General features: G+C 67.3%; 23 protein-coding genes. 13 read left to right on the forward strand and 10 right to left on the reverse strand.

What is annotated here, in order from left to right:
• The first annotated feature begins 141 nt into the window (after positions 1-141).
• Together rpsA and gloB are read left to right on the forward strand one after the other, a co-directional pair.
• Positions 142-1,869, forward strand: coding sequence for a 30S ribosomal protein S1 (gene rpsA / locus HNO88_RS00830; RefSeq protein WP_184241800.1), 1,728 nt, complete (start codon positions 142-144; stop codon positions 1,867-1,869).
• 236 nt (positions 1,870-2,105) lie between these two features.
• Positions 2,106-2,864, forward strand: coding sequence for a hydroxyacylglutathione hydrolase (gene gloB, locus HNO88_RS00835; RefSeq protein ID WP_184241802.1), 759 nt, complete (start codon positions 2,106-2,108; stop codon positions 2,862-2,864).
• A gap of 917 nt (positions 2,865-3,781) precedes the next feature.
• Here the strand turns inward: gloB and HNO88_RS00840 are convergent.
• The 8 genes from HNO88_RS00840 to HNO88_RS00875 all read right to left on the reverse strand — a co-directional run bounded on the left by HNO88_RS00840 (position 3,782) and on the right by HNO88_RS00875 (position 10,473).
• On the reverse strand, positions 3,782-4,372 hold the full coding sequence (locus HNO88_RS00840; RefSeq protein ID WP_246381075.1) for a F0F1 ATP synthase subunit B: 591 nt from the start codon (positions 4,370-4,372) through the stop codon (positions 3,782-3,784).
• A complete protein-coding gene (locus tag HNO88_RS00845) occupies positions 4,365-4,859 on the reverse strand; it encodes a F0F1 ATP synthase subunit B family protein (protein WP_184241804.1) in 495 nt (164 codons plus the stop codon). The genes HNO88_RS00840 and HNO88_RS00845 overlap by 8 nt, the downstream gene beginning before the upstream one ends.
• Positions 4,860-4,958: 99 nt before the next feature.
• Positions 4,959-5,183, reverse strand: a complete 225-nt coding sequence (locus tag HNO88_RS00850) for a F0F1 ATP synthase subunit C (protein WP_058735464.1) — start codon at positions 5,181-5,183, stop codon at positions 4,959-4,961.
• Positions 5,184-5,224: 41 nt separating this feature from the next.
• Complete coding sequence (locus HNO88_RS00855; RefSeq protein ID WP_184241806.1) at positions 5,225-6,013, reverse strand: F0F1 ATP synthase subunit A; 789 nt, start codon at positions 6,011-6,013, stop codon at positions 5,225-5,227.
• Between the two features lie 74 nt (positions 6,014-6,087).
• Positions 6,088-6,411, reverse strand: a complete 324-nt coding sequence (locus tag HNO88_RS00860; protein ID WP_184241808.1) for an AtpZ/AtpI family protein — start codon at positions 6,409-6,411, stop codon at positions 6,088-6,090.
• A 203-nt stretch (positions 6,412-6,614) separates the two neighbouring features.
• Positions 6,615-7,016: a YdbL family probable chaperone protein gene (locus tag HNO88_RS00865; RefSeq protein ID WP_184241810.1), complete on the reverse strand. Its 402-nt coding sequence runs from the start codon at positions 7,014-7,016 to the stop codon at positions 6,615-6,617.
• Positions 7,016-7,285, reverse strand: a complete 270-nt coding sequence (locus HNO88_RS00870) for a YnbE family lipoprotein (RefSeq protein ID WP_184241812.1) — start codon at positions 7,283-7,285, stop codon at positions 7,016-7,018. The genes HNO88_RS00865 and HNO88_RS00870 overlap by 1 nt, the downstream gene beginning before the upstream one ends.
• Entirely contained in the window at positions 7,282-10,473 is a 3,192-nt protein-coding gene (locus HNO88_RS00875; protein ID WP_246381077.1) for an intermembrane phospholipid transport protein YdbH family protein, read from the reverse strand. Before HNO88_RS00875 ends, HNO88_RS00870 begins: the two co-directional genes overlap by 4 nt.
• 53 nt (positions 10,474-10,526) lie before the next feature.
• Here HNO88_RS00875 and radC point away from each other — a divergent pair, with 53 nt between their 5' ends.
• Positions 10,527-11,264, forward strand: coding sequence for a RadC family protein (gene radC, locus HNO88_RS00880; RefSeq protein WP_184241814.1), 738 nt, complete (start codon positions 10,527-10,529; stop codon positions 11,262-11,264).
• Positions 11,264-11,989, forward strand: coding sequence for an NRDE family protein (locus HNO88_RS00885; RefSeq protein WP_184241816.1), 726 nt, complete (start codon positions 11,264-11,266; stop codon positions 11,987-11,989). Before radC ends, HNO88_RS00885 begins: the two co-directional genes overlap by 1 nt.
• A 20-nt stretch (positions 11,990-12,009) precedes the next feature.
• Here HNO88_RS00885 and HNO88_RS00890 read toward each other — a convergent pair whose 3' ends face one another.
• The gene (locus HNO88_RS00890; RefSeq protein ID WP_184241818.1) at positions 12,010-13,032 is read right to left on the reverse strand and encodes an alpha/beta fold hydrolase; all 1,023 of its coding nucleotides are present in this window, start codon (positions 13,030-13,032) and stop codon (positions 12,010-12,012) included.
• A gap of 104 nt (positions 13,033-13,136) precedes the next feature.
• Between HNO88_RS00890 and purB the strand changes: the two genes are divergently transcribed.
• From purB to HNO88_RS00910, 4 genes are all read left to right on the forward strand, one after another.
• Positions 13,137-14,453 (forward strand): adenylosuccinate lyase, encoded by a 1,317-nt coding sequence (purB, locus tag HNO88_RS00895; RefSeq protein WP_184241820.1) that lies wholly within the window; start codon positions 13,137-13,139, stop codon positions 14,451-14,453.
• A 99-nt stretch (positions 14,454-14,552) separates the two neighbouring features.
• Positions 14,553-14,912: a lipopolysaccharide assembly protein LapA domain-containing protein gene (locus tag HNO88_RS00900; RefSeq protein WP_184241822.1), complete on the forward strand. Its 360-nt coding sequence runs from the start codon at positions 14,553-14,555 to the stop codon at positions 14,910-14,912.
• Between the two features lie 18 nt (positions 14,913-14,930).
• Entirely contained in the window at positions 14,931-15,611 is a 681-nt protein-coding gene (gene pyrF / locus HNO88_RS00905) for an orotidine-5'-phosphate decarboxylase (RefSeq protein WP_184241824.1), read from the forward strand.
• A gap of 326 nt (positions 15,612-15,937) precedes the next feature.
• Entirely contained in the window at positions 15,938-16,696 is a 759-nt protein-coding gene (locus tag HNO88_RS00910) for an SIMPL domain-containing protein (protein WP_184241826.1), read from the forward strand.
• 10 nt (positions 16,697-16,706) lie between these two features.
• Here the strand turns inward: HNO88_RS00910 and HNO88_RS00915 are convergent, their stop codons facing one another.
• Positions 16,707-17,129, reverse strand: a complete 423-nt coding sequence (locus HNO88_RS00915; protein WP_184241828.1) for a DUF4019 domain-containing protein — start codon at positions 17,127-17,129, stop codon at positions 16,707-16,709.
• 68 nt (positions 17,130-17,197) lie between these two features.
• Between HNO88_RS00915 and HNO88_RS00920 the strand changes: the two genes are divergently transcribed.
• From HNO88_RS00920 to HNO88_RS00940, 5 genes are all read left to right on the forward strand, one after another.
• Complete coding sequence (locus HNO88_RS00920; protein ID WP_184241830.1) at positions 17,198-17,842, forward strand: phosphoribosylanthranilate isomerase; 645 nt, start codon at positions 17,198-17,200, stop codon at positions 17,840-17,842.
• 69 nt (positions 17,843-17,911) lie between these two features.
• Positions 17,912-19,156, forward strand: a complete 1,245-nt coding sequence (gene trpB / locus HNO88_RS00925; RefSeq protein ID WP_184241832.1) for a tryptophan synthase subunit beta — start codon at positions 17,912-17,914, stop codon at positions 19,154-19,156.
• A gap of 41 nt (positions 19,157-19,197) precedes the next feature.
• On the forward strand, positions 19,198-19,644 hold the full coding sequence (locus tag HNO88_RS00930) for an endonuclease domain-containing protein (RefSeq protein ID WP_184241834.1): 447 nt from the start codon (positions 19,198-19,200) through the stop codon (positions 19,642-19,644).
• Positions 19,641-20,426 carry a tryptophan synthase subunit alpha gene (gene trpA / locus HNO88_RS00935; protein WP_184241836.1) on the forward strand — a complete coding sequence of 262 codons (786 nt, stop codon included), beginning with the start codon at positions 19,641-19,643 and terminating at the stop codon, positions 20,424-20,426. Before HNO88_RS00930 ends, trpA begins: the two co-directional genes overlap by 4 nt.
• A gap of 7 nt (positions 20,427-20,433) precedes the next feature.
• A complete protein-coding gene (locus HNO88_RS00940; protein WP_184241838.1) occupies positions 20,434-21,729 on the forward strand; it encodes a bifunctional folylpolyglutamate synthase/dihydrofolate synthase in 1,296 nt (431 codons plus the stop codon).
• The last annotated feature ends 10 nt before the right edge of the window (positions 21,730-21,739 follow it).

Consider the following 21,739-nt stretch of genomic DNA (forward strand, 5'->3'; position numbering starts at 1 on the left):
CAGGCGCCGCGACCGGTATCCGGCCGCCGCGGCAGTTCGGCCCTTTTTGGCCCGCTTCCCGCAATGGTGCGAGGGCGGAGGAAAGACCGGCGGAAACAACCGCCTGGCCGGAATACCAAACTCGAGAGAGACAACGCACTTATGGCCACTATGGCAAATCCCACTCGCGATGATTTCGCGAAAATGCTCGACGAGCAGCTCGGCGGCGCCGGCGAAGAAGGCTTCGAAGGCCGCGTCGTCAAGGGCACCATCACCGCGATCGAGAACGACAAGGCCGTCATCGACGTCGGTCTCAAGAGCGAAGGCCGCGTGCCGCTGCGCGAGTTCGCGCGCGGTGAAGGCAGCGAGCACGGCCTGAAGGTCGGCGACGAAGTCGAAGTCTACGTGGACCGCGTCGAGAATGCCGACGGCGAAGCGATGCTGTCGCGCGATCGCGCCCGCCGCGAAGCCGCCTGGGACAAGCTCGAGAGCGAGTTCGGCGAAGGCAAGCGCGTCGACGGCGTGATCTTCGGCCGCGTCAAGGGCGGCTTCACCGTCGACCTCGACGGCGCCGTGGCGTTCCTGCCCGGCTCGCAAGTCGACATCCGCCCGGTGCGTGACGTCGGTCCGCTCATGGACATCCCGCAGCCGTTCCAGATCCTCAAGATGGATCGCCGCCGTGGCAACATCGTCGTGTCGCGCCGCGCCGTCCTCGAAGAGACCCGCGCCGAGCAGCGCAGCGAGCTGATCGACAAGCTGACCGAGGGTCAGGTGATCGAAGGCGTGGTCAAGAACATCACCGACTACGGCGCGTTCGTCGACCTCGGCGGTATCGACGGCCTGCTCCATGTCACCGACATGAGCTACAAGCGCGTCAACCACCCGAGCGAAGTCATCAACATCGGTGACACCGTGAAGGTGCAAATCATCCGCATCAACTCGGAAACCCAGCGCATCAGCCTCGGCATGAAGCAGCTGGAAAGCGATCCGTGGGAAGGCGCGACCGTCAAGTACCCGGTCGGCGCAAAGCTGCGCGGCGTGGTCACCAACATCACCGAATACGGCGCCTTCGTGGAGCTGGAAGCCGGGATCGAGGGCCTGGTCCACGTTTCGGAAATGTCCTGGACCAAGAAGAACGTCCACCCCGGCAAGATCGTCTCGACCTCGCAGGAAGTCGACGTGGTCGTGCTCGAGGTCGATTCCGAGAAGCGCCGCATCAGCCTCGGCCTCAAGCAGGCCATCGGCAATCCGTGGGAAGACTTCGCGGCCAACCACCCGGTCGGCTCGACCGTCGAGGGTGAAGTCAAGAACGCCACCGAGTTCGGCCTGTTCATCGGCCTGGACGGCGACGTCGACGGCATGGTCCACATGTCCGACATCGCGTGGGGCATCTCGGGCGAGGACGCGCTGGCTCTGCACCGCAAGGGCGAGCAGGTTTCGGCCGTCGTTCTGGATGTCGATATCGAGAAGGAGCGCATCAGCCTTGGCATGAAGCAGCTCGAGCGTGGCGCTCCGGCAGCAGGCGGCGGTGCAGCCGCAGCCGGCGGCGGTGCCGTGGGCGGTCTGCGTCGCGGCGAAGTCACCACCGTGACCGTGCTCGAAGTCCGCGATGGCGGCCTCGAAGTGCAGGCCGGCGAAGATGGCGCCACCGGCTTCATCAAGCGCTCGGACCTGGGCCGCGACCGCGACGAGCAGCGTCCGGATCGCTTCCAGGTCGGCCAGAAGCTCGATGCCATGGTCATCGGCTTCGATCGTTCGAAGAAGCCCAACTTCTCGGTCAAGGCGCGCCAGCTCGCCGAAGAGAAGGAAGCGGTCGAGCAGTACGGTTCGTCCGACTCGGGTGCGTCGCTCGGCGACATCCTGGGCGAAGCGCTCAAGGGTCGCTCCTGAGCCCAGCAGCCTAGGCGACGTTCGCGCAGCGGACGGTAGCCTGGGCGCCACTGGGGCGAAGGCTGGCGGGTCGAAGAACCTGTCCGATCCCCGCGCCTGCGCGGGGACAGGCTACTGGGGTGAGAACCCTAAACAGCATACCCGAAGACCAAGACAACAAGCCCGCCCGGTTCACGCCGCGGCGGGCTTTTTGCATCGGCCCTCCCTCGCTACATAGGCTGGCGAGGAGAGACCCCATGCTCGAAGTCCACCAGTTCCCCTGCCTGTCCGACAACTATGGCTTCCTGCTGCACGACAGCGCGAGCCAGGAGACCGCCTGCATCGACACGCCCGATGCCGAAGCCTACTTGCGCGAGGCGGCGAGCCGGGGCTGGCAGATCACGCAGATCTGGAACACGCATTGGCATCCCGACCATGCCGGCGGGAACGCCGCGATCAAGGCGGCCACCGGCTGCACCGTCGTCGCTCCGGAAATCGACGCGCCCAGGATCGAGGCGATCGACCGTACGGTGACGCAAGACGACACGGTACGCCTGGGCGACTTCACCGCGCACGTGATCGACGTGGGGGGGCACACCCATGGGCACATCGCCTATCACGTGCCCGAGGCGAGCCTCGCCTTTGTCGGCGACGCGCTGTTCGCGCTGGGCTGCGGGCGCATGTTCGAGGGCACTGCGCCGCAGTTCTGGGCCAGTCTCTCGCGCCTGAAGGCCCTGCCGCCCGAGACGCTGCTCTACTGCGCGCACGAATACACCGCCTCGAATGCCCGCTTTGCCCTCCACGCCGATCCGGACAACCGCGAACTCGCTGTGTATGCGGACGAGATCGCCGCCCGCCGCGACAAGGACCAGCCCACCGTGCCGACCAAGCTGGAGCGTGAGCTCGCGACCAACCCCTTCCTGCGCGCCGATGATCCCGCGCTCCAGGCGCGCTGGGGCGGCGGCGACACGATCACGACCTTTGCCGCGCTGAGGAGTGCGAAGGACAGCTTCTGACGTTCATCGCCATGAGCCGGCAGCATGGAGCGTATCGAGGCTGTCCTCCCCGGCCCGGGGAGGGGGACCACGCGAAGCGTGGTGGAGGGGAGTCTCGGCATGGCGCGAGGCTGCCGGCGGGTTCCTGCAGAGTTTGCGCGAGGACGCGAGTCCCACCACCCCTCGCTGCGCGAGCGGCCCCCCTCCCCTTGCAGGGGAGTACAGATCCTCCCCTGCAAGGGGAGGTGGCGCGCCTGAAAGGCGTGACGGAGGGGTGTCTCCGCTGGTGGAGTGCTCGACCGAGAGGGTTACACCCCTCCACCACTCACTGCGTGAGCGGTCCCCCTCCCCTTGCAGGGGAGGATCTGCTCCCCCTCCTCCTCAGAGAAGGAGTTAGGCACAACTCGACCTCCGCCGGCGAACGCGGACTTACGCCAAGAAGGAAAACCTCACGACGGACGTGCGGCCGGCGCGGCCTGGCGCGACAGGCTTGGCTCGGGTTCCGGTTTGCGAACGGCTGGCGGAGGAACACGCAAGCGTGCCGCCAACTCGGCCTTGTTCGTGCGAAGCGCCGGCGGGCAAGGCTCGCGGGAACTGTGCCGGCTCCGGGCTGGAAGAGCTGTGTATCGCCTCCAGGCGGGATATTGCTTCGCATCTGGGGTGCAGGCGCCCGTCTCTAGGCGCCGGCCGCATGGTGCGGGGTTGGTCGAACGAGGCCTCGCTCACCCGCACCCGCCGTGTACCGGAGCCGAGCTTTCAGCTGGCTCCAGTGCTGCAACGCATAACCTAATGGGTTATCTCTGTCAAGGAACTTGTGAGCATGATCGGCTGGGCAACCTCACTCCTCCTCAGCAAAGCGTTGCGCACACGGACAGCGCGCAAACGAAAACCCCCGCACGATGGCGGGGGTCCGTTTAGTCAGCCGTGTGCCGATGCGATCAGATCGCGCCGATCGACTGGTCCACCAAAGCACGGTCGGCGTCGGCAGAGTAGTTGCTGCGGATCAGCCCCTTCGCCGCCTCGGCCGCCGCGAGGGCCGCCTTGCTGCGCAGGTCCGCCACGGCCGACCGCTCGGCGGCACCGATCTTGTCCTGCGCCATCTTCTCGCGACGGGCGATCACCTCGGTGGTGTCCGCCTCGGCCTTGGCGATGATCGCCTCGGCTTCATGGCGCGCATGCTCGATAACCGATGCCGCGTCCTTCTCGGCGTTGGCGATCTTGTCGGCATACTCCTTGCGGAGCGCCTCAGCCTCGGCACGCAGCGACTTGGCTTGTTCGAGCTGGCTCTTGATATCGGCGATCTTGGCGTCGAGGCCGGACGTGACCAGCTTGGGCACGCCCTTCCACAAGGCAATCAGGATCAGGACGATCATGGAAGCGCTGACCACCGCGACGGGTGGAGCCACGCCGAGAAGCAAGGGCTCGGCATGCTCGGTGCCGGCATGGGTCTGCGCGTGAGCGCCGGTTTCGGGAGCGTCGCCGGGCAGGCCGGAAACGTCCTGAGCTTCGGAGAGCGGTGCCTCAGCCATGAGCGAGCTTCTCCTTCACGGCCACGCGGGCCGCGCCGTCGTCCACGGCGATGCCGGCGACCCGCGCCACGACGTCGCGCGCGGCGTCGGTGGCAACGTTCTCGATCTCTGCGCTGGCCGCGGCGAGTGCCTCGGCGATGCGGGCCTCGGCAGCGGCGATCTTGGCGTCGAGACCGCGCTGGGTCTCTGCCAGGCGCCCTTCGGTGGCGAGCGCCGCCTTCGAGCGCGCCTCGGCGATCACGCCTTGCGCTTCGGCACGGCGGGCGTTTTCACGCGCACGCCAGGCCTCTTCCTGGACGTCGGCTTCGCGGCGAGCCTGTTCGGCAGCGGCGAAATCGTCCGAGATCTGTTTGTCGCGATGCGCGACGGTGTCCATCACCTTGGGCACCATGCCGCGCCCGACGATGAAAAAGGCAAGGCCGAAGAACACGACCAGCCAGAAGATCTGACTGGCGTAGAACTCGCCCAGCTGTGCGATCTGTGGCATTCGTCAGCCCTGTTCCCTGATCTGCGTCTTGTGGTGTCGCAAGAACCGTGATGGCCGGAAGCGCCGCAGGGACGCTCCGACCTCAACGGTGGCGTGCGATCAGGCGAAGATCAGCAGCGCGGCAACGACGAACGAGAGCAGGCCCAGAAGCTCGGCACCGGCGAAGCCGATGAAGAGGCGGCCCTGCTGCGCGTCGGCAGCACCGGGGTTGCGCAGCGCGCCTTCGAGGAACTTGGCGAAGACCGAGCCCACGCCGATCGAGGCGAGACCGCAACCGATTGCAGCGAGACCGGCTCCGAGCAGCTTTGCAGCATCTGCGTCCATTTTGAAAACTCCCTTGGTAAATCAGTGGTCGAAGAAAAAACTCAGTGCAGGTTCTCGGCGTCGTTCAGGTAGACGCAGGTGAGAAGCGCGAAGACGTAGGCCTGGATGCCGGCGACGAGCAGCTCGAGCGCGCAGATGCCGACCATCAGGACGAAGCTGGGCAGGCCGGCGATGGCGAACAGGCCGATGTTGGCGTTGCCGGTGCTGATCACGAAGCTGGAGAGCACCTCCAGCAGCACGTGGCCGGCCATCATGGCGACGAACAGTCGCAGGCCAAGGCTGAACGGGCGCACCAGGAACGAGATCAGCTCCACGCAGAAGATCAGCGGGATCATGACCAGCGGAGTACCGTGGGGCACGAACAGCGAGAAGAAGTGGAAGCCGTGCTTGGCGAAACCTACGATGATGACGATCGCGAAGGTCACGACCGCGAGCACGCCGGTGGCCGAGAAGTGGCTGGTGAAGGTGAAGGCGTGGAGGCCGACGACACCGAGCGGCAGCAGGCCCAAGAAGTTCGCGAACAGGATGAACATGAACAGCGTGAACATGTAGGGCACGTACTTCTTGCCGGCGGGACCGACGTTGGCTGCGAGCAGCCCGTCGATGAAGCCGGTGAAGCTTTCCACCGCCATCTGCCAGCGGCCGGGTACGAGCTGGCGCTTCATGCCGCCGGCGACGAACACCAGCATCAGCAGCGACGCCAGCGCCATCCACAGCGCGGAGTTGGTGAAAGGAATGTGGTAACCCGCCAGCTGCCAACCCTCGGTGCCGAACAACGGCTCGATGGTGAACTGGTGCATCGGATCGACTTTGCCCGCCTCGGCTGCCACGTCTGCCCTCTTTACCTGTCTCTACATGCGCGACCAGCGCCCCTTCATGGTCCCCAAGGCGTGAAGCCGCAGGATCAGTCAGGGCGCCGGTTGGACATCCGGATGATGTTCCTGAAGGCGACGAAGATTCCGAGGAACAACATCACCAACAGACCCCAGGGGCGCGTGGCGGGAAAGAATTGCTGGACAACCCACCCCAGAAACGCGCCGCCCACGATACCCCCCAGCAAGTCGGCAAGGACGCGGTTGCCGGCGCGATAGTTCGCATCCGCTTCCCCGCCCGCCACCGGCTTGGTGCGCTGCTCTTCCTGCTCGCGTGCGGCGCGGAGCCGCTCGTCGAGCGCGTCGAGACGCGCATCCTCGCCCAAAGGGTCTCGTGCGTCAGGTTCGTCGTTCATGTCCGCCCCCATTTTCAAGCAGGAACTTGCGACATATCCGACGGCCTGCCCGCCGTAGGCACCGGCGCCTTAGGGTGGGGGTAATTTCGTGTCAACCGGTGTGGTTGTGTTGCGCGGGCTTATGCCCACCGCCGGTGTTTCATCGTCAGGGCGCTTGTTGGCGGCTGCTTCGGCCGATCGCCGAAGCGCCCGCCGGCCTTGGCTCAGGGACAGCGCGGATCGCGCTGCGGAGCACCGGCGCCGCGAGTCTGCCAGCTGCCGTCGGGCGCCTGGTACTTCTCGCCGGGTGCCGTGCGCTGGATCAGCATGCAACCCTGGGTGAAAGCGTATTCCTCGACCGTGGCGTTCTGCGAGGCGGCGCGCTCGGTGTAGTTGGCGCGGCGCTGGATGTTGATCTTGTCCGCCAGGGCCCGCACGTCGCCGCCGCCGCCGATCACGCCGAGGTAACCGTCGGTCTTCTCACCGACCTGGCCCGATGACCGCGCCGCTGCATAGGCGGGGTCGCGGTCAGCCCACGCCGGAACGGACAAGCCGGCAAGCGCCAGTGCGGCGGCAGGCGCGGCCAGAGACCAGGAGCGGATCAGGATGCGTGCAGTCTTGGTCATCAGAAAATGTCCGGGTTGGCTTCGATGTTCTGCTTAACGTCTTCGGCGAGGCGATAGATCACCTCCTGCTTGATGTTGATGTTCAGCTCGATCACGATCGGCTTGTCGGGTGCATTTACCGAGATGCACCCGCAAAGCCCGGTCGCTGCTGCCATCGCCATCGCCAGCGCGGTGAGTGCCCGCCGGCCCGAGTACACCGCTGCTTCGCTCGCCTGCTCATCGAAGCTTGTCGCAGGCGGGACAAAGGCGGTCAATCGTGAGGACGTCATGGCATGGTCTCGCTTGCGGAAGGCTGAACGGTGTTTTTTGCGGGATCAACTGATTTGACGGTCGGCAGCACCGGGCTCGTGATCGGCTTGCCACTGGCATCGATCAACCCGAGCGTGCGGGGGTCCCGGACGAAAGCGGGATCGTAGAGCGACTTGAACGACGTCACGAGCTGGAAGAACGGCGCGCGCAGGTTCACGTTGAACTGGATCGGCAGCTTGGCGATGCGCCGCGTGAGGAAGTTCTTCGACGCGCCCTCCCCTTGCGACACGCCGGAAAAGCTGAGCCGCGTCAGGATCTCGCCTTCCAGCGCACCGTTCATGCCGACGCTCATCTGCCGATAGTTCAGCGAGCGCAGCGTATCGAAGGCGAAGTTCGCCATGGTCGAGAGGTCCTTGTAAGTCAGCTCGCCGACATACGACACGTTGCCGCCCGGCGGTCGCGACTTCAGCAAGCCGCCTTCGATGCGCCCTCCGTTCTGGTCAAACACCAGCGGCAAAGTGCCGTCGAAGATGCCGGTGGCGTTGAGGTTGGCGAGTTCGAGCCGTTGCACGAACAAGGCGGCGTCGGCGCCGGTCACCTGCAGCGTGTAGTTCTGCACGGCGTCGGTGCCGATCGCCATGCGCGTCGGCAGCAGGCGCAAGGTGCCGCCGACGAAGGGCCAGGTGCCGCCGTTCACCGCGATGACCATGCCGGGCTGCAGGGCATAAGTGATCGCCCCGTCGTTAACCTCGATCCCGGGGTTGATCGAGGCGACGCGCAGCTGCTGGTCGGGCGCGGTGACGAGGCCGAGCAGGTCGGTGAAGCGGATCGTCCCGGCGACGCCCTGCACCGGGCCGAATGCAGCGGCGAAGTCGAGCTTGTCGGTGGTGAAGCTGCCGGTGCTGGTGACGCCGGCTTCGTTCCAGTCGATCCGGCCGTTTCCGCGCACGGTGCCGCGCGTGTTGGCGATGACGCCGAGCGCGAGGCGGGTCAGCGTCTCGGGCTGCAGCTTGTCGTCGAAAGTGATGTCTTGCACCGCAAGGTCGGCATGGCCGCTGCCGCGCGAGAGATCGTGGCGGATGGTGGCGAGCACCACGGCGCGATCTGTCGCCGGTTCGCGCATCAGGGCGACGGCATCGATCACGTTGTCGCGCAGCGTCAGTGTGGCGTCGCGCGCGACGACCGGCTGGAAGCGGTCGACCGGCTCGCGGTCCTCCAGGCGGAACGATCCCTGGCCCAGCGACAGCACGCCGCCGGCATAGCGCCAGGTTCCGCGCACCTCATGCAAGTCGAGCGGGACGGCGTAGAGCGAGACATCGGAGCCGTCGAACGAGCCGGCAAGATCGCGGCCGGCGCGCGCGCTCAGGTTGGCGATGCGGAACCTGGAGGCTGTCGCCGGCGGGCCGAGCAGCACGTCGACGCCGCGCGCGGTGATGATGCCGGGGTAGGCGAAGCCGACGGGCCCGCTGGCGAGACGGATCGGCGTCGATCCGAGTCGGCCGGCAAGGTCGAGCTGCGCAAGGCCGCCGGCAACGCTCAGCCTGCCGCCGGCAAAGCGCAGGAGCGGACGGCTCCTTGGGGGGCATACGGTCAGGCGGCGGCGGTCGAGCGTGAGCGAGGCGACCGCGAGCTCGTCGAAGCGTATCTCGGTGCAGGCAAGCCACAGCTCTATCGTGCCGTCATCCCAGCGGCCATCGACGGGCAGAAGCATATTGCGCGCGCGGCCGCCCGGCAGCCCGCCGCTTGCAAGCAGTTCACCGGTGAAGCCGATCGCGCCCGAGCGCGCCTGCACCACGGCCATGCGCGGCATGGCAAGGCTGGCGTCGCCCGCGCGGTACTCGGGCATCTGGGCGCGCAGGACCAGGCTGCCGTCGTTCGCACGCTCCATGCGTCCACCGATTCGCGGCACGCCCGCTCCGCCGGTGACGAAGTTGCCGCTGATCATGGGCAGGCCCTGTGCACGCGCGAGCACCTGCACGCGCGAGACCGCCAGCAACGACTGGCCGCTACTTCCATGCAGGGCGGCACGCGGCACGACGACCGAGATGCCCTCCGGACCGCGACGCGCCATGAAGGCCCCGTCCAGCGTGCTGGACCGGCTCTCGCGCGCAAACGCGCTTCGCATCTGGCCAAGCAGCGGTGCGATCAGCGTGCCCTCGCCGCTCGCCTGCGCTTGTGCGAGCGCACGATCCAGCGCCGGACCACCAGCCAGCCCGTTGCCTTCTGCATCGGCCTCTACCTGGACGTTCGCGAACCCTTGTGCCGAGCGAAGCCGGCCGCTCACCGCCAGACGCTCGGCTCGGGCATGGGCCGCGGCGAGGCGGCGGACCTCGACATCGAATCGGGCGTTGAGCGCGCGGGCTCTGTAGCTGAACGTGGCCGTCCCGCCGAGTGCGTCGAGCGTGCCCTGCGGCATGGCTCCGCTGCCGGTGGCGAGACGCAGCTTGCCATCGCCGCCATCCAGCCGACGGTCGAACGTCACATCGGCAGCAAGCGCCGCCTGCTTCAGCATGGCGCCTTGCGCCGCGCACGAAACCTCCGCCAGCCGGACCGGTCCGACGAAGCGCGGCCGCTCGGACGCGACGGTCAGCCGCCCATAGATACTCGCGTCCGCAAGCCGGCACCCCTGCACGTCCAGCCGGGGCGCGATGGCGGCCACTTCGCCGTCGAAGCCGCCGCGCAGCTTGCCCTTGCCCGCGACCTTGATCCCGACCGCGCCGAAGTCGCTGCGGATCAGCGCGCGGCCGTCCTTGATGCCGATGTCGAGGTCGGGAAGGCGAAACGGCTCCTTGCTGCCGGTGAACAGCACTTTGTCGAGGCTGCCGAAGCTCGGCTTGCCGCCATGCACCGCGCCGTACAGCCTTGGGCGCACGAGCGTGATCCGGCCGATGCCGGGAAATCCGAATCGCAGCCGCGTGCGGACGCGCACTTCGGCCACGGTGAGATCGGGTCGATCCCTGGGTCCGACGACCAGATTGCGGATCACCTGCTCGTCCGGGCCGATGGCGGCGACCTCGTATGTGGCGGGCAGGTCCATCCGCTTAAGTTCGGCGGCGATGTAGTTGTCCGCGATCGACTTGCGCGTGACCCACACGTAGGCGAGGGCAAGCACGAGGACGACGGTCAGCGCGATCGCCGCGATGCGCCAGCCGCGACGGGCCGGGCGCGTGGCGCTATCGTCTACGGGCTGTTCGTCATGCTGCACCATCGGTAGCATCACTTGCGCTGGCGAACCTTGAAAGGCAATGAATTCCCCCGACGATGGCCGACGATCCCAGCCTGTTCGGCGCCGACGCGGCGCCCGCCACCAAGCCCGGGCTCAAGGCGGGCGATGACCCATCCGGCCATCGCAGCCGCCTGCGCCAGCGCCTGCTCGCGGGCGACGACGAGGCGCTGGGCGATCACGAAGTCATCGAACTGCTGCTGATGCAGGCCGTGCCGCGCCGCGACATGAAGCCGCTCGCGCGCACGCTGATCGATCGCTTCGGTTCGCTCGCCGCCGTGCTGACGACGGACGCGCGCACCCTCGCCGCGCATCCGGGCATGGGCGAGGCGACTGCGGCCGCGCTCAAGATCGTGGTGCTCGCCGCGCGCCGGCTCGCCCGTCAGAAGGTGCGCGAGGCGCCGGTCATCGGATCGTGGCAGACACTGATCGACTACCTGACGATCGATATGGCCCACCTCACCCGCGAGCGGGTGCGCGTGCTCTATCTCAATGCGCGCAACATGCTGATCCTGGACGAGCACGTGGGCGATGGCTCGATCGACGAGGCGGCGATCCACCCGCGCGAGGTGATCCGCCGCGCGCTGGACCTGGGCGCCACCGCGCTGATCCTGGTCCACAACCATCCCAGCGGCAACGCCCAGCCCAGCCGCGCCGACATCGAGATCACCAACCGCATCGCCGAGGCCGGGCGCCTGCTCGGCGTGACTGTCCACGATCACGTCGTGATCGGTCGCGAGGGGCATGTCTCGCTCAAGGCCAAGGGGCTGATCTGATGTGCGTCGCCGCCGTCGCATGGAACGCGCATCCGCGCTGGCGGCTGGTCGTCGCCGGCAATCGCGACGAGTTCCACGCCCGGCCTGCCGCGCCGCTGGCGCGCTGGGGTGACGGTATCATCGCCGGCAAGGACCTCACCGGCGGCGGGACCTGGCTCGGCGTGCACGAGGCGGGGCGCTTTGCGCTCGTCACCAACTTCCGCCAGCCTGAGGGACCGCAGCCGAACCGCCCCTCGCGCGGTCAGATGGTCGTCGACCTGCTGCAAGGCCGCACGCCCGAGCAGCTGGCGCAGATGAACACCTTCAACGTGATCCACTCGGATGGCGACCAGGCCGGGTTCCTGACGAACTACCCCGAAGTGCGCTTCGTGCCGCTCGCGCCGGGGATCCACGGCTTGTCCAACGGCGGCTTTCACGACCGCTGGCCCAAGACGCTGCAACTCGAAGCAGCACTGGCCGATTGGCTGCAAGCCGATATCGGCGATTGCGAACCGCTGCTGGATGCGCTGCGTGCCGAGACGCCAGACCCAGCCCTCGCACGGGCCAGCGAAGGCCCGGAGCCCCGCTTCGCGCCCGTGTTCATCCGCGACGAGACTTACGGCACGCGCTGTTCCACCGTCATCGCCGTGGATGTCGCAGGCGCCGGCACGATCGTCGAGCGGCGGTTCGACGCGCAGGGCCAAGCCTCTGGCGAAACGCGCCTGGAGTTCCGCTGGCCGGGATAGCGGATGCGACCGAGATCGGATCAGGGCGCGGCTAAAACTGGCAGCAATCCGGCTTCGAAAACGCGCGGCGCTTCCACTTGCGGCGAGTGGCCGTAATCGGGAAAGGTTACGAGCGTCGCATCGGGCATCTTCGCCGCCGCTTGCCGAGCGACTTGCGGCACGGTGCGCAGCTTCGCCTTGACCGATTCGGGTGCCTGCTCCCTCCCGAAGGACGTCGTGTCGCGCATGCCGATCATCAGCGTCACCGGCAACGTCAGCCGGGCAAGATGCTGCGACACCGGCTGGGTCAGGATCATCTCGGAGGTCTTCGCCTGCGCGATTTCGACCGCGTCTGCGTCGTCGGTGGCGTACTGGCCGGCGAGCATCGTGATCCACCGGTCGTACTCGGGACGCCATGTGCCGTGGTAGTAGGTCTTGAGTTGATAGGCCTTCATCTGCGCGAAGCCCTTGCCCCGCTCGGCGGCGATCAGCTTGTCCAGCGGCGTATACGGCACGCCCTCTGCCATCTGGTCGTTCAGCCCCAGCGGGTTGACCAGCACCAGCCGGTCGGCCGCCTCAGGAAACATGAGCGCGAAGTGCATCGCCAGCATGCCGCCGGTCGAGTGCCCGACGATCGTCGCGCGCTCCACGCCCTCGCGCTGCATCACCGCGCGCGTGAACTGCGCCATCATCGCGAAGCTGTATTGCGCGGATCGCGGCTTGGAGGATTTGCAGAAGCCCAGCTGGTCCGGAACCAGCACCCGGTATCCGCCGTCGGCGAGCGCGCGCGTGGTCGATTCCCACGTGGCGCCGCAGAAATTTTTGCCGTGCAGCAACAGCACCGTGCGGCCGTTCGCGTGGCCGGTCGGCGCGACGTCCATGTAGGCCATGCTCCCCTGCTCCGCGCCGACGGTGACCGGCATGCGCTCGACCGGCCAGGGATAAGCGAAAGCCTCCAGGTCCGTGCCCAGCGGTTTGACGGCTTGCGCGCCCGCGAGATGGATCGGGAGGCAGAGGGCAGCGGCAATCAGCGGCAGGCGGTACACGGCACGGCTCCTGTTCATCGGCCTTTCGCCTAGCGTGCAACGGCGCAAAAGGCTCCCCGCGTGCTTGCCATTGTGCCGCCCTCCCCCTAGCGGGCCAGCGTCGACTGCCACAGGAGTTCGCCATGGTTCCCCGTTACGCCCGCCCCGCAATGACTGCGATCTGGGAGCCCGAGGCGCGCTACCGCATCTGGTTCGAGATCGAGGCGCATGCCGCAGTCAAGATGGGTGAGCTTGGCGTGGTGCCGGCCAGCGCGGGCCAGGCCCTGTGGGACTGGTGGGCGACCAAACCCAAGATCGACGTCGCCGCGATCGACGCCATCGAGGCGGTCACCAAGCATGACGTCATCGCCTTCCTGGACTGGGTGGCGCAGCAGGTCGGGCCCGAAGCGCGGTTCATGCATCAGGGCATGACCAGCTCGGACGTGCTCGACACCACGCTCAACGTGCAGCTGGCGCGCGCCAGCGACATCCTGCTCGACGACCTCGACCAGCTGCTCGCCGCGATCAAGCGCCGGGCCGAAGAGCACAAGTACACGCCGACGATCGGCCGCAGCCACGGCATCCACGCCGAGCCGGTCACCTTCGGCCTCAAGCTGGCGCAGGCCTATGCCGAGTTCGCCCGCTGCCGCAAGCGCCTGGTCGCCGCGCGCGAAGAGATCGCGACCTGCGCCATCTCGGGCGCGGTCGGCACCTTCGCCAACGTCGACCCGTCGGTAGAGGAATATGTCGCCGACAAGATGGGTCTGGCGATCGAGCCGATCTCCACCCAGGTCATTCCGCGTGACCGCCACGCTATGTTCTTCGCCGTGCTCGCGGTGATCGCCAGCTCGATCGAGCGCCTCGCCATCGAGGTCCGCCACCTGCAGCGCACCGAAGTGCTGGAGGCGGAGGAGTACTTCTCGCCCGGCCAGAAGGGCTCGAGCGCCATGCCGCACAAGCGCAACCCGGTGCTGACCGAGAACCTCACCGGCCAGGCGCGCATGATCCGCTCCTATGCCCTCCCCGCCATGGAGAACGTCGCGCTGTGGCACGAGCGGGACATCTCGCACTCCTCGGTCGAGCGGTTCATCGGCCCAGACGCGACGATCACGCTGGACTTCGCGCTGGCGCGGCTCACCGGCGTGATTGACAAGCTGCTGATCTATCCCGAGCGGATGCAGAAGAACCTCGATCGCATGGGCGGCCTCGTCCATTCGCAGCGGGTGCTGCTGGCGCTGACGCAAGCCGGCCTCAGCCGAGACGAGAGCTATCGCCTGGTTCAGCGCAACGCGATGAAGGTGTGGGAATCGGACGGCCAGCTCTCGCTGCTGGAGCTGCTCAAGGCCGATCCGGAAGTTGCCACCGCGCTGCCCGCCGCGACGATCGAGGACAAGTTCAACCTCGACTATCACTTCAAGGAAGTGGACCGCATCTTCGCCCGCGTGTTCGACACCAAGTAAGCACCTACCAAGGGGCAAGGATCAATACGCAGGCTCAGGCTTTCCTCCCGCACCAATACGTCCTAGCATCACCGCCACGCGCGGGAGGGGAGCCAACGCATGCAGATCATCCGCACGATATTCTGGGTCGTCCTGACCGCCGTCCTGGTGGCGTTCATCGCCATGAACTGGACGCGGGTGCCGGTGAACATCTGGCCGGTCGAAGGCGGCAACTACCTTCACTTCGAATGGCCGGTCGGCATTATCGCGCTGGTGTTCTTCCTGGCCGGCGCGCTGCCGATGTGGCTGGTGCACCGCGCTGGACGCTGGCGCCTGCAACGCCGCATCCACGCGCTGGAAAACACGGCAGCGACGAACGCGACTCCGGTGAGCACCGCCCCTGCGGTCACCCATGAGCCCGTCCCCGCAATCGTCGACGAACCGCTGCCCCACACCGATCCTCTCGCGCCACGTCCCTGAGCCTGCCGAAAGACCTCGATGAACCACAATCCCGTCTATCTCGCCCTCGACCTTCCGCGCCTCGATGCTGCAGAGGCGCTTGCTCGCAAGGTCGCGGGGCACATCGGCGGGATCAAGCTGGGGCTCGAGTTCTTCTGCGCGCACGGCCATCACGGCGTGCTGGAGATGCACAAGGTCGGCTTGCCGATCTTCCTGGATCTCAAGCTGCATGACATCCCCAACACGGTCGCCTCGGCGATGCAGGCGATCCACGTGCTGGAGCCCGCGATCGTCACGGTCCACGCCGCGGGCGGACGCGCGATGATGGAGGATGCCAAGGCCGCGGCGGGTGAGCGCTGCAAGGTGGTAGCGGTGACAGTGCTGACCAGCCTCGACGAGAGCGACCTGGCCGCGACCGGTGTCGGCGGCAACCCGCACGACCAGGCGCTGCGCCTGGCGGACCTCGCCCACTCGGCGGGGCTCGACGGGATCGTCTGCTCGGGCCACGAGGTCGCCGGCGTGCGCAAGCAGTGGAAGGACGGCTTCTTCGTCGTGCCCGGCCTGCGGCCCTCGAACGGCAAGGCCAGCGGCGACCAGAAGCGCACCGTCACACCGCGAGAGGCACGCGATGCCGGCGCGTCGGTGCTGGTCGTCGGCCGCCCGATCAGCCGGGCGGAAGACCCGCTGGCGGCCGCCATCGCGATCGAAGCTACGCTTTGACGAACGGCCTGGACGCGCGACCACCGACAAGTCTTAGTCTGCGACCCACCTGACCATCGGCATTCCCGCGTAGGCTTAAAACGTCATTCCCGCGAAGGCGGGAATCCATCTCCCGCTGGTTTCTGTTACGAAACCTCAGGAGATGGATCCCCGCCTTCGCGGGGATGACGAGAGTGGGGGCGTTGTGGTCCGCTTCCATCATGCGTGATTGCGCTGCTCGCTCCCACCGACATCAACCCACCTCATCCTTGTTACTCAGTTCATCCCTGCGCAACCTCGCTTCATCCAGATCGTTCGGCATGCCGAGAGGATGAAGGACACCTTCGATGAAGCAGTTCACGTACGCCGCCGCAGCCGCACTGGCGGTATTCGCGACGCCCGCGCTGGCGCAAGTCGCCGTGGCGCCTACCCTGGCGCCGGGCCACACGCTCCTGACCGTCAGCGCCGAAGGGACTTCGACGCAAGAGCCCGACCTGGCGCTGTTCAACGCAGGCGTGACCACGCAAGGCGACACGGCGAGCGCCGCGCTGGCGGAGAACTCGCGCAAGATGACACAGGTCATCGCCTCGCTGAAGCGCGCGGGCGTCGCCGAGCGGGATATCCAGACCAGCAATCTCAGCCTCAACCCGGTCTACGCACCGCCACGCCGCCTGCCCGACGGCAGCGTCGAGGACCAGGGACAGAAGATCATCGGCTACCAGGTCAGCAACCAGGTATCGGTCAAGCAGCGCAAGCTGGATGACTATGGCAAGGTGATCGACGCGCTTGTCGCCTCGGGCGCGAACCAGGTGAATGGCCCCAACTTCATGCTCGCCAAACCGCAAGGCGCGCTCGACCAGGCGCGCAACGCCGCGATCAAGACCGCGCGCGAGCGGGCGCAGCTCTACGCACAGGCAGCAGGCTTGCGCGTCGTCGGTATCCTCTCGATCAGCGAAAGCGGCGGTTATGCGCCCCAGCCGGTGATGTTCCGCCGCTCGGCGATGATGGATGTACAGGCCGCTCCCCCGCCGCCCCCTGCGCCGATCATGGCCGGCGAGCTGGAGAGCAACGTCAACGTGACGGTGCAGTTCGAACTCGCACAATAAGCAGGCGTGCTCAGTCGAGCATCATGTCCTGAGACTGGATGTCGTAGCCGGCCAGCCGGGGGCGCTGGCCTGCGTGCTTGGCAAAGACGAACTCTTCGGTGCCTGTGCCCCGTTCGAAGGTGGTTTGCGCGGTCACGGTCAGGAACGTGCCCGAGGTGCTCGCATTGGCATTCCAGCCAACCTGCTTGCTCGCCTTGACCTTGCCGAGCTTGGTGCGGATCGCCGCGACCAGGCGATCGAACTGCGCGCGCGGGGTCGCCTTGCGAAACTGAGGATCGGCCTCGTCCCACAGGCGCTGGACGTCCCCGCGGTCGAGCGCCTGGTGAAAGCGGGCGACGTCGGCCGAGGCATCTTCGAAGCCCTGCTTCACCCCGCAGCCGGCAAGCATTGCCACGCCAGCCACGGGCACTAGATAGCGCGCAATCCGGTTCATCGCAGGTCCTCTCTCGCAGGGCCGATCCATGACGGCGATTTCAAAAAGGATGAGGCGCGTGTTTGAACATGGCTAGTGCAGCGATCAAGATCTGCGGCATCAGCACCCCCGCCACGCTCGACGCGGCCATGCGCGCGCGCGCCGATCACGTCGGGTTCGTGTTCTTCGCGCGCAGCCCGCGCTCCGTCGCGCCGGCCGATGCCGCTCTGCTCGGTGCGCGGGCGGAAGGGCGCATCGGCAAGGTCGGCCTGTTCGTCGATGCCGACGATGCCCTGCTCGGAGAGGCAGTCGATGCCGCCGGCCTGACGGCTCTGCAGCTTCACGGTTCCGAGTCTCCGCAGCGCGCCGCGCAACTGCGCGCTCGCTTCGGCCTGCCCGTATGGAAGGCGCTTTCGGTTACTACGGCCGAGGATGTCGCGCGGGCGGCCTGCTATGCCGGTGCCGTCGACCTCGTGCTGTTCGACGCCAAGACTCCGGCCGGAACCCTGCCCGGCGGCATGGGGCTGAGCTTCGATTGGTCGTTGGTCGCCGGCTGGAAGGGACCGCTCGCCTGGGGTCTCGCCGGCGGGTTGACCCCAACCAACGTTGCCGAGGCGATCCGGCTCACCGGCACGCCGCTGGTCGACACCTCCTCAGGCGTCGAGAGCGCGCCAGGGGTCAAGGACGAGCAGTTGATCGCCGCCTTCTGCTCAGCGGTACACGCCGTCCGCTAATCATGCTCCCCGGCGCGCACTTGAGGGCCGTGGACAGCCATCGCGCATTGGCTTAGGCGCTATGCTGCCATGACCGTACAAACTCCCATCGCGAACAGCTTCCGCAACCAGCCCGACGAGCAGGGCCACTTCGGCAAGTTCGGCGGACGCTATGTCGCCGAAACGCTGATGCCGCTGATCCTCGACCTGGAGAAGGAATACCGCGCGGCCAAGGCCGACCCGGCGTTCCGGGCCGAATTCGATGATCTGCTGGAGCATTTCGTCGGCCGGCCCAGCCCGCTCTATTATGCCCCGCGCATCACCGAGCACTACCGTGCCCTGGCTCCCGAGGGGAAGGGGCCGAAGATCTACTTCAAGCGCGAGGAGCTGAACCACACCGGCGCGCATAAGATCAACAATTGCGTCGGCCAGATCCTGCTGGCCATGCGCATGGGCAAGACCCGCATCATAGCCGAAACCGGCGCGGGCCAGCATGGGGTCGCCACCGCCACGGTCGCCGCACGCTTCGGCCTGCCCTGCACCATCTTCATGGGCGCCAAGGACGTCGAGCGGCAGAAGCCCAACGTGTTCCGCATGAAGCTGCTCGGCGCCGAAGTCCGCCCGGTCACCAGTGGCGCCGAGACGCTGAAGGACGCGATGAACGACGCGCTGCGCGACTGGGTCGCCAACGTGCACGATACCTTCTACATCATCGGCACCGCTGCCGGCCCGCACCCCTATCCCGAGCTGGTGCGCGACTTTCAGAGCGTGATCGGCACCGAGACGCGGGCCCAGATGCTCAAGGCCGAGGGGCGCCTGCCTGACATGCTGCTGGCGGCCGTCGGCGGCGGATCGAACGCGATCGGCATGTTCCACCCGTTCCTCGACGATCCGGACGTGGGCATGATCGGGATCGAGGCGGCCGGCCATGGCATCGACAGCGGCCAGCACGCCGCCAGCCTGAGCGGTGGCAAGCCCGGCATCCTCCACGGCAACCGCACTTACCTGCTGCAGGACGAGGACGGCCAGATCACCGAGGCCCACTCGATCAGCGCCGGCCTCGACTATCCCGGCCTCGGCCCCGAGCACTCCTGGCTGCACGAGAGCGGCCGGGTGAAGTACGTGCCGATCACCGACACGCAGGCGCTGGAGGCGTTTCAGCTGTGCTGCAAGCTGGAGGGCATCATCCCGGCTCTCGAAAGCGCCCACGCCCTGGCCGCCCTGCCAAACGTGACCGCAACGATGAGCGAAGATCAACTCCTCGTGGTCAACGTCTCGGGGCGTGGCGACAAGGACATCTTCACCGTCGCGGAGCATCTGGGGTTCGAGATGTAGGTAGCCCTCTCCCCTTCAGGGGAGAGGGTTGGGAGAGGGGAATGCGCGATCACCGTCTCACCGGCTACGCGCAAGACATGCGCAGACGCCAGACCGAGCCGGAACTGCGCATGTGGCTCCAGCTTCGCGCCGAACGTTTTCGCGGTATAAAGTTCCGCCGGCAGAAAGTGATCGGCACTTACATCGCCGATTTCGCCGCGAACGATCCGGCGCTAGTGGTGGAGATCGATGGGGACACACACGACGCCGACGATGCGCGCGATGCCGCGAGGACGAGTTTCTTGAACGAACGGGGCTACCGCGTGGTCCGGTTCACCAACCTGGATGTCATGACGAACATGGATGGTGTCTTGATCCAACTGTCGAACGTAATCGACGAGATGGCGCGTTCCCCTCTCCCAACCCTCTCCCCTGAAGGGGAGAGGGCTTCGGCATGCTCCCTCTCCCCTTCAGGGGAGAGGGTTGGGGCGAGGGGGATGCGCGCATGACCCGCTTCGCCGCTGCCTTCGCCAAGGGCCCTGCCCTCGTCTGCTTCATCACCGGGGGCGATGGCGACACCGCCGCCAACCTCGACGCACTGGTCGCCGGTGGGGCGGACGTGATCGAATTGGGCATGCCGTTCACCGATCCCATGGCGGACGGGCCGGCGATCCAGCAGGCCAACATCCGCAGCCTCGCGGCGGGCACGCGCACGGCCGATATCTTTCGCCTGGCCACCGAGTTCCGCGCGCGCCATCCGCACGTTCCCCTCGTGCTGATGGGCTACTCCAACCCGATGACGATCCGCGGCCCCGAGTGGTTCGCGGCGGAGTGCGGCAAGGCCGGCGTCGATGGCGTGATCTGCGTCGACATCCCGCCCGAGGAGGACGCCGATCTGGGGCCTGCGCTGCGCGACCAGGGCGTGTCGCTGATCCGGCTGGCAACCCCGACCACCGACACCGCACGCCTGCCGGCCGTGCTCGATGGCTCCTCGGGCTTCCTCTACTACGTCTCCGTCGCCGGGATCACCGGCACGCAGGCGGCAGCGCAGGCCTCGATCGACGAGGCGGTCGCCCGCATCAAGGCGGCGAGCAGCATCCCGGTGGCAGTGGGCTTCGGCGTGCGCACGCCCGAGCAGGCGCGCCAGATCGCGCGCGTGGCCGATGGCGTGGTCGTCGGCTCGGCGCTGGTCGATCTCGTCAAGCAGCACGGTCCCGATGCGCCGGAGGTGATCCGCCGCTACACCGCATCGCTTGCCGAAGCCGTCCACAAGGCTCGCGAGATCGCCTGAGCGCTGCGTGCGGGACTTCGCCTCTTCCGATTCGCCTGAGGTGCAGGAGCAACTGGATCGCCTTGCCGCGCTGTCGTTGCCCCAAGGGCGCTTCGGGCTGGAGACGATCACCACCCTGCTCGACCGGCTGGACGATCCGCAGACGCGCATCCCGCCTGCCTTCCATGTTGCCGGCACCAACGGCAAGGGATCGACCTGCGCCTACCTGCGCGCGATGCTGGAAGCCGAGGGACTGCGCGTCCACACCGCGACCAAGCCCCACCTAGTGCGCTACAACGAACGCATTCGGCTCGGTGGTGAGCTGATCTCCGACGAATTGCTGGCGCAACTGCTGTGCGAGGTGCTCGACACGGCCGAAGACCTGGGGCCGAGCTTCTTCGAGGTCACCACCGCAGCCATGTTCCTCGCCTTCGCGCGCGAGCCGGCGGATGCCTGCGTGATCGAGACGGGCCTGGGCGGGCGCTTCGATGCCACCAACGTCCTGCCGCATCCCGCCGCAGTGGGCATCGCGACGCTGGGCATCGACCACGAGGCGTTCCTGCTGCGTCCCGAGGAAGGCACGCCCCACCACCCGCTGGCGCGCATCGCATTCGAAAAGGCGGGCATCATCCGACCTGGCTCGCCCACATGCACGCTTGCCTATCCCGAAGGTCCGACGCTGGAGATCGAGCGCGCGGCGCTCGCCGCCGGTGCCCCGCTCCACATGCGCGGGCAGGACTGGGACATTACGTTCGTCGACGTCATCGAGTACAGCGATCGGCACGGTGCCCTCACCCTCCCCGCACCGCGTCTAGAGGGTGCGCACCAGGCGGACAACGCCGCGCTCGCCGTCGCCATGTTGCGCCATCAGGATCGCGTGAGGGTTTCGCCCGAGGCGATGGCGCGCGGGATCGATGCAGCGGAGTGGCCGGCGCGACTGCAGCTCCTGGCAAGAGGCCCTCTCACCGCGCAAGGTCCTGTGCGCGAGGTCTGGCTGGACGGCGGACACAACGTGGATGCCGGCCTTGCCATCGGCCGACACTTCGCCGGCCACCGCCTGCACCTGATCGTCGGCATGCTCGCCAACAAGAACCCGGAGGCGATTGTGGCGCCCCTCACGCCCTGGCTGGCAAGCATCCAGGCGGTCGCGGTGCCGGGCCAGGATTGCCACCCTGCCCCAGCCTTCGCGCCCGGCGCACGGGACGCAGCGAGCGTAGGCGAGGCCCTGGCAGCGCTACCGGACGACGGTTTGCCGGCGCTGATCGCCGGCTCGCTTTACCTCGCAGGCGACGTGCTGCGCGCGAACGAACAGGCACCCGGCTGAGAACCTTTCC

This window comes from Novosphingobium chloroacetimidivorans (assembly GCF_014204535.1).
Lineage (GTDB): Bacteria > Pseudomonadota > Alphaproteobacteria > Sphingomonadales > Sphingomonadaceae > Novosphingobium > Novosphingobium chloroacetimidivorans.

What these genes read in the sequence shown, in the direction of transcription:
- HNO88_RS00850 (WP_058735464.1), bottom strand. Translation starts at nt 5,183, where the DNA reads ATGGACGCAGATGCTGCAAAGCTGCTCGGAGCCGGTCTCGCTGCAATC.
- HNO88_RS00845 (WP_184241804.1), bottom strand. Translation starts at nt 4,859, where the DNA reads ATGCCACAGATCGCACAGCTGGGCGAGTTCTACGCCAGTCAGATCTTC.
- radC (WP_184241814.1), top strand. Translation starts at nt 10,527, where the DNA reads ATGGCCGACGATCCCAGCCTGTTCGGCGCCGACGCGGCGCCCGCCACC.
- HNO88_RS00875 (WP_246381077.1), bottom strand. Translation starts at nt 10,473, where the DNA reads ATGGTGCAGCATGACGAACAGCCCGTAGACGATAGCGCCACGCGCCCG.
- pyrF (WP_184241824.1), top strand. Translation starts at nt 14,931, where the DNA reads ATGAACCACAATCCCGTCTATCTCGCCCTCGACCTTCCGCGCCTCGAT.
- HNO88_RS00885 (WP_184241816.1), top strand. Translation starts at nt 11,264, where the DNA reads ATGTGCGTCGCCGCCGTCGCATGGAACGCGCATCCGCGCTGGCGGCTG.
- HNO88_RS00900 (WP_184241822.1), top strand. Translation starts at nt 14,553, where the DNA reads ATGCAGATCATCCGCACGATATTCTGGGTCGTCCTGACCGCCGTCCTG.
- purB (WP_184241820.1), top strand. Translation starts at nt 13,137, where the DNA reads ATGGTTCCCCGTTACGCCCGCCCCGCAATGACTGCGATCTGGGAGCCC.
- HNO88_RS00870 (WP_184241812.1), bottom strand. Translation starts at nt 7,285, where the DNA reads ATGACGTCCTCACGATTGACCGCCTTTGTCCCGCCTGCGACAAGCTTC.
- HNO88_RS00910 (WP_184241826.1), top strand. Translation starts at nt 15,938, where the DNA reads ATGAAGCAGTTCACGTACGCCGCCGCAGCCGCACTGGCGGTATTCGCG.
- HNO88_RS00860 (WP_184241808.1), bottom strand. Translation starts at nt 6,411, where the DNA reads ATGAACGACGAACCTGACGCACGAGACCCTTTGGGCGAGGATGCGCGT.
- HNO88_RS00920 (WP_184241830.1), top strand. Translation starts at nt 17,198, where the DNA reads ATGGCTAGTGCAGCGATCAAGATCTGCGGCATCAGCACCCCCGCCACG.
- HNO88_RS00890 (WP_184241818.1), bottom strand. Translation starts at nt 13,032, where the DNA reads ATGAACAGGAGCCGTGCCGTGTACCGCCTGCCGCTGATTGCCGCTGCC.
- rpsA (WP_184241800.1), top strand. Translation starts at nt 142, where the DNA reads ATGGCCACTATGGCAAATCCCACTCGCGATGATTTCGCGAAAATGCTC.
- HNO88_RS00915 (WP_184241828.1), bottom strand. Translation starts at nt 17,129, where the DNA reads ATGAACCGGATTGCGCGCTATCTAGTGCCCGTGGCTGGCGTGGCAATG.
- trpB (WP_184241832.1), top strand. Translation starts at nt 17,912, where the DNA reads ATGACCGTACAAACTCCCATCGCGAACAGCTTCCGCAACCAGCCCGAC.
- HNO88_RS00930 (WP_184241834.1), top strand. Translation starts at nt 19,198, where the DNA reads ATGCGCGATCACCGTCTCACCGGCTACGCGCAAGACATGCGCAGACGC.
- HNO88_RS00840 (WP_246381075.1), bottom strand. Translation starts at nt 4,372, where the DNA reads ATGGCTGAGGCACCGCTCTCCGAAGCTCAGGACGTTTCCGGCCTGCCC.
- gloB (WP_184241802.1), top strand. Translation starts at nt 2,106, where the DNA reads ATGCTCGAAGTCCACCAGTTCCCCTGCCTGTCCGACAACTATGGCTTC.
- HNO88_RS00865 (WP_184241810.1), bottom strand. Translation starts at nt 7,016, where the DNA reads ATGACCAAGACTGCACGCATCCTGATCCGCTCCTGGTCTCTGGCCGCG.
- trpA (WP_184241836.1), top strand. Translation starts at nt 19,641, where the DNA reads ATGACCCGCTTCGCCGCTGCCTTCGCCAAGGGCCCTGCCCTCGTCTGC.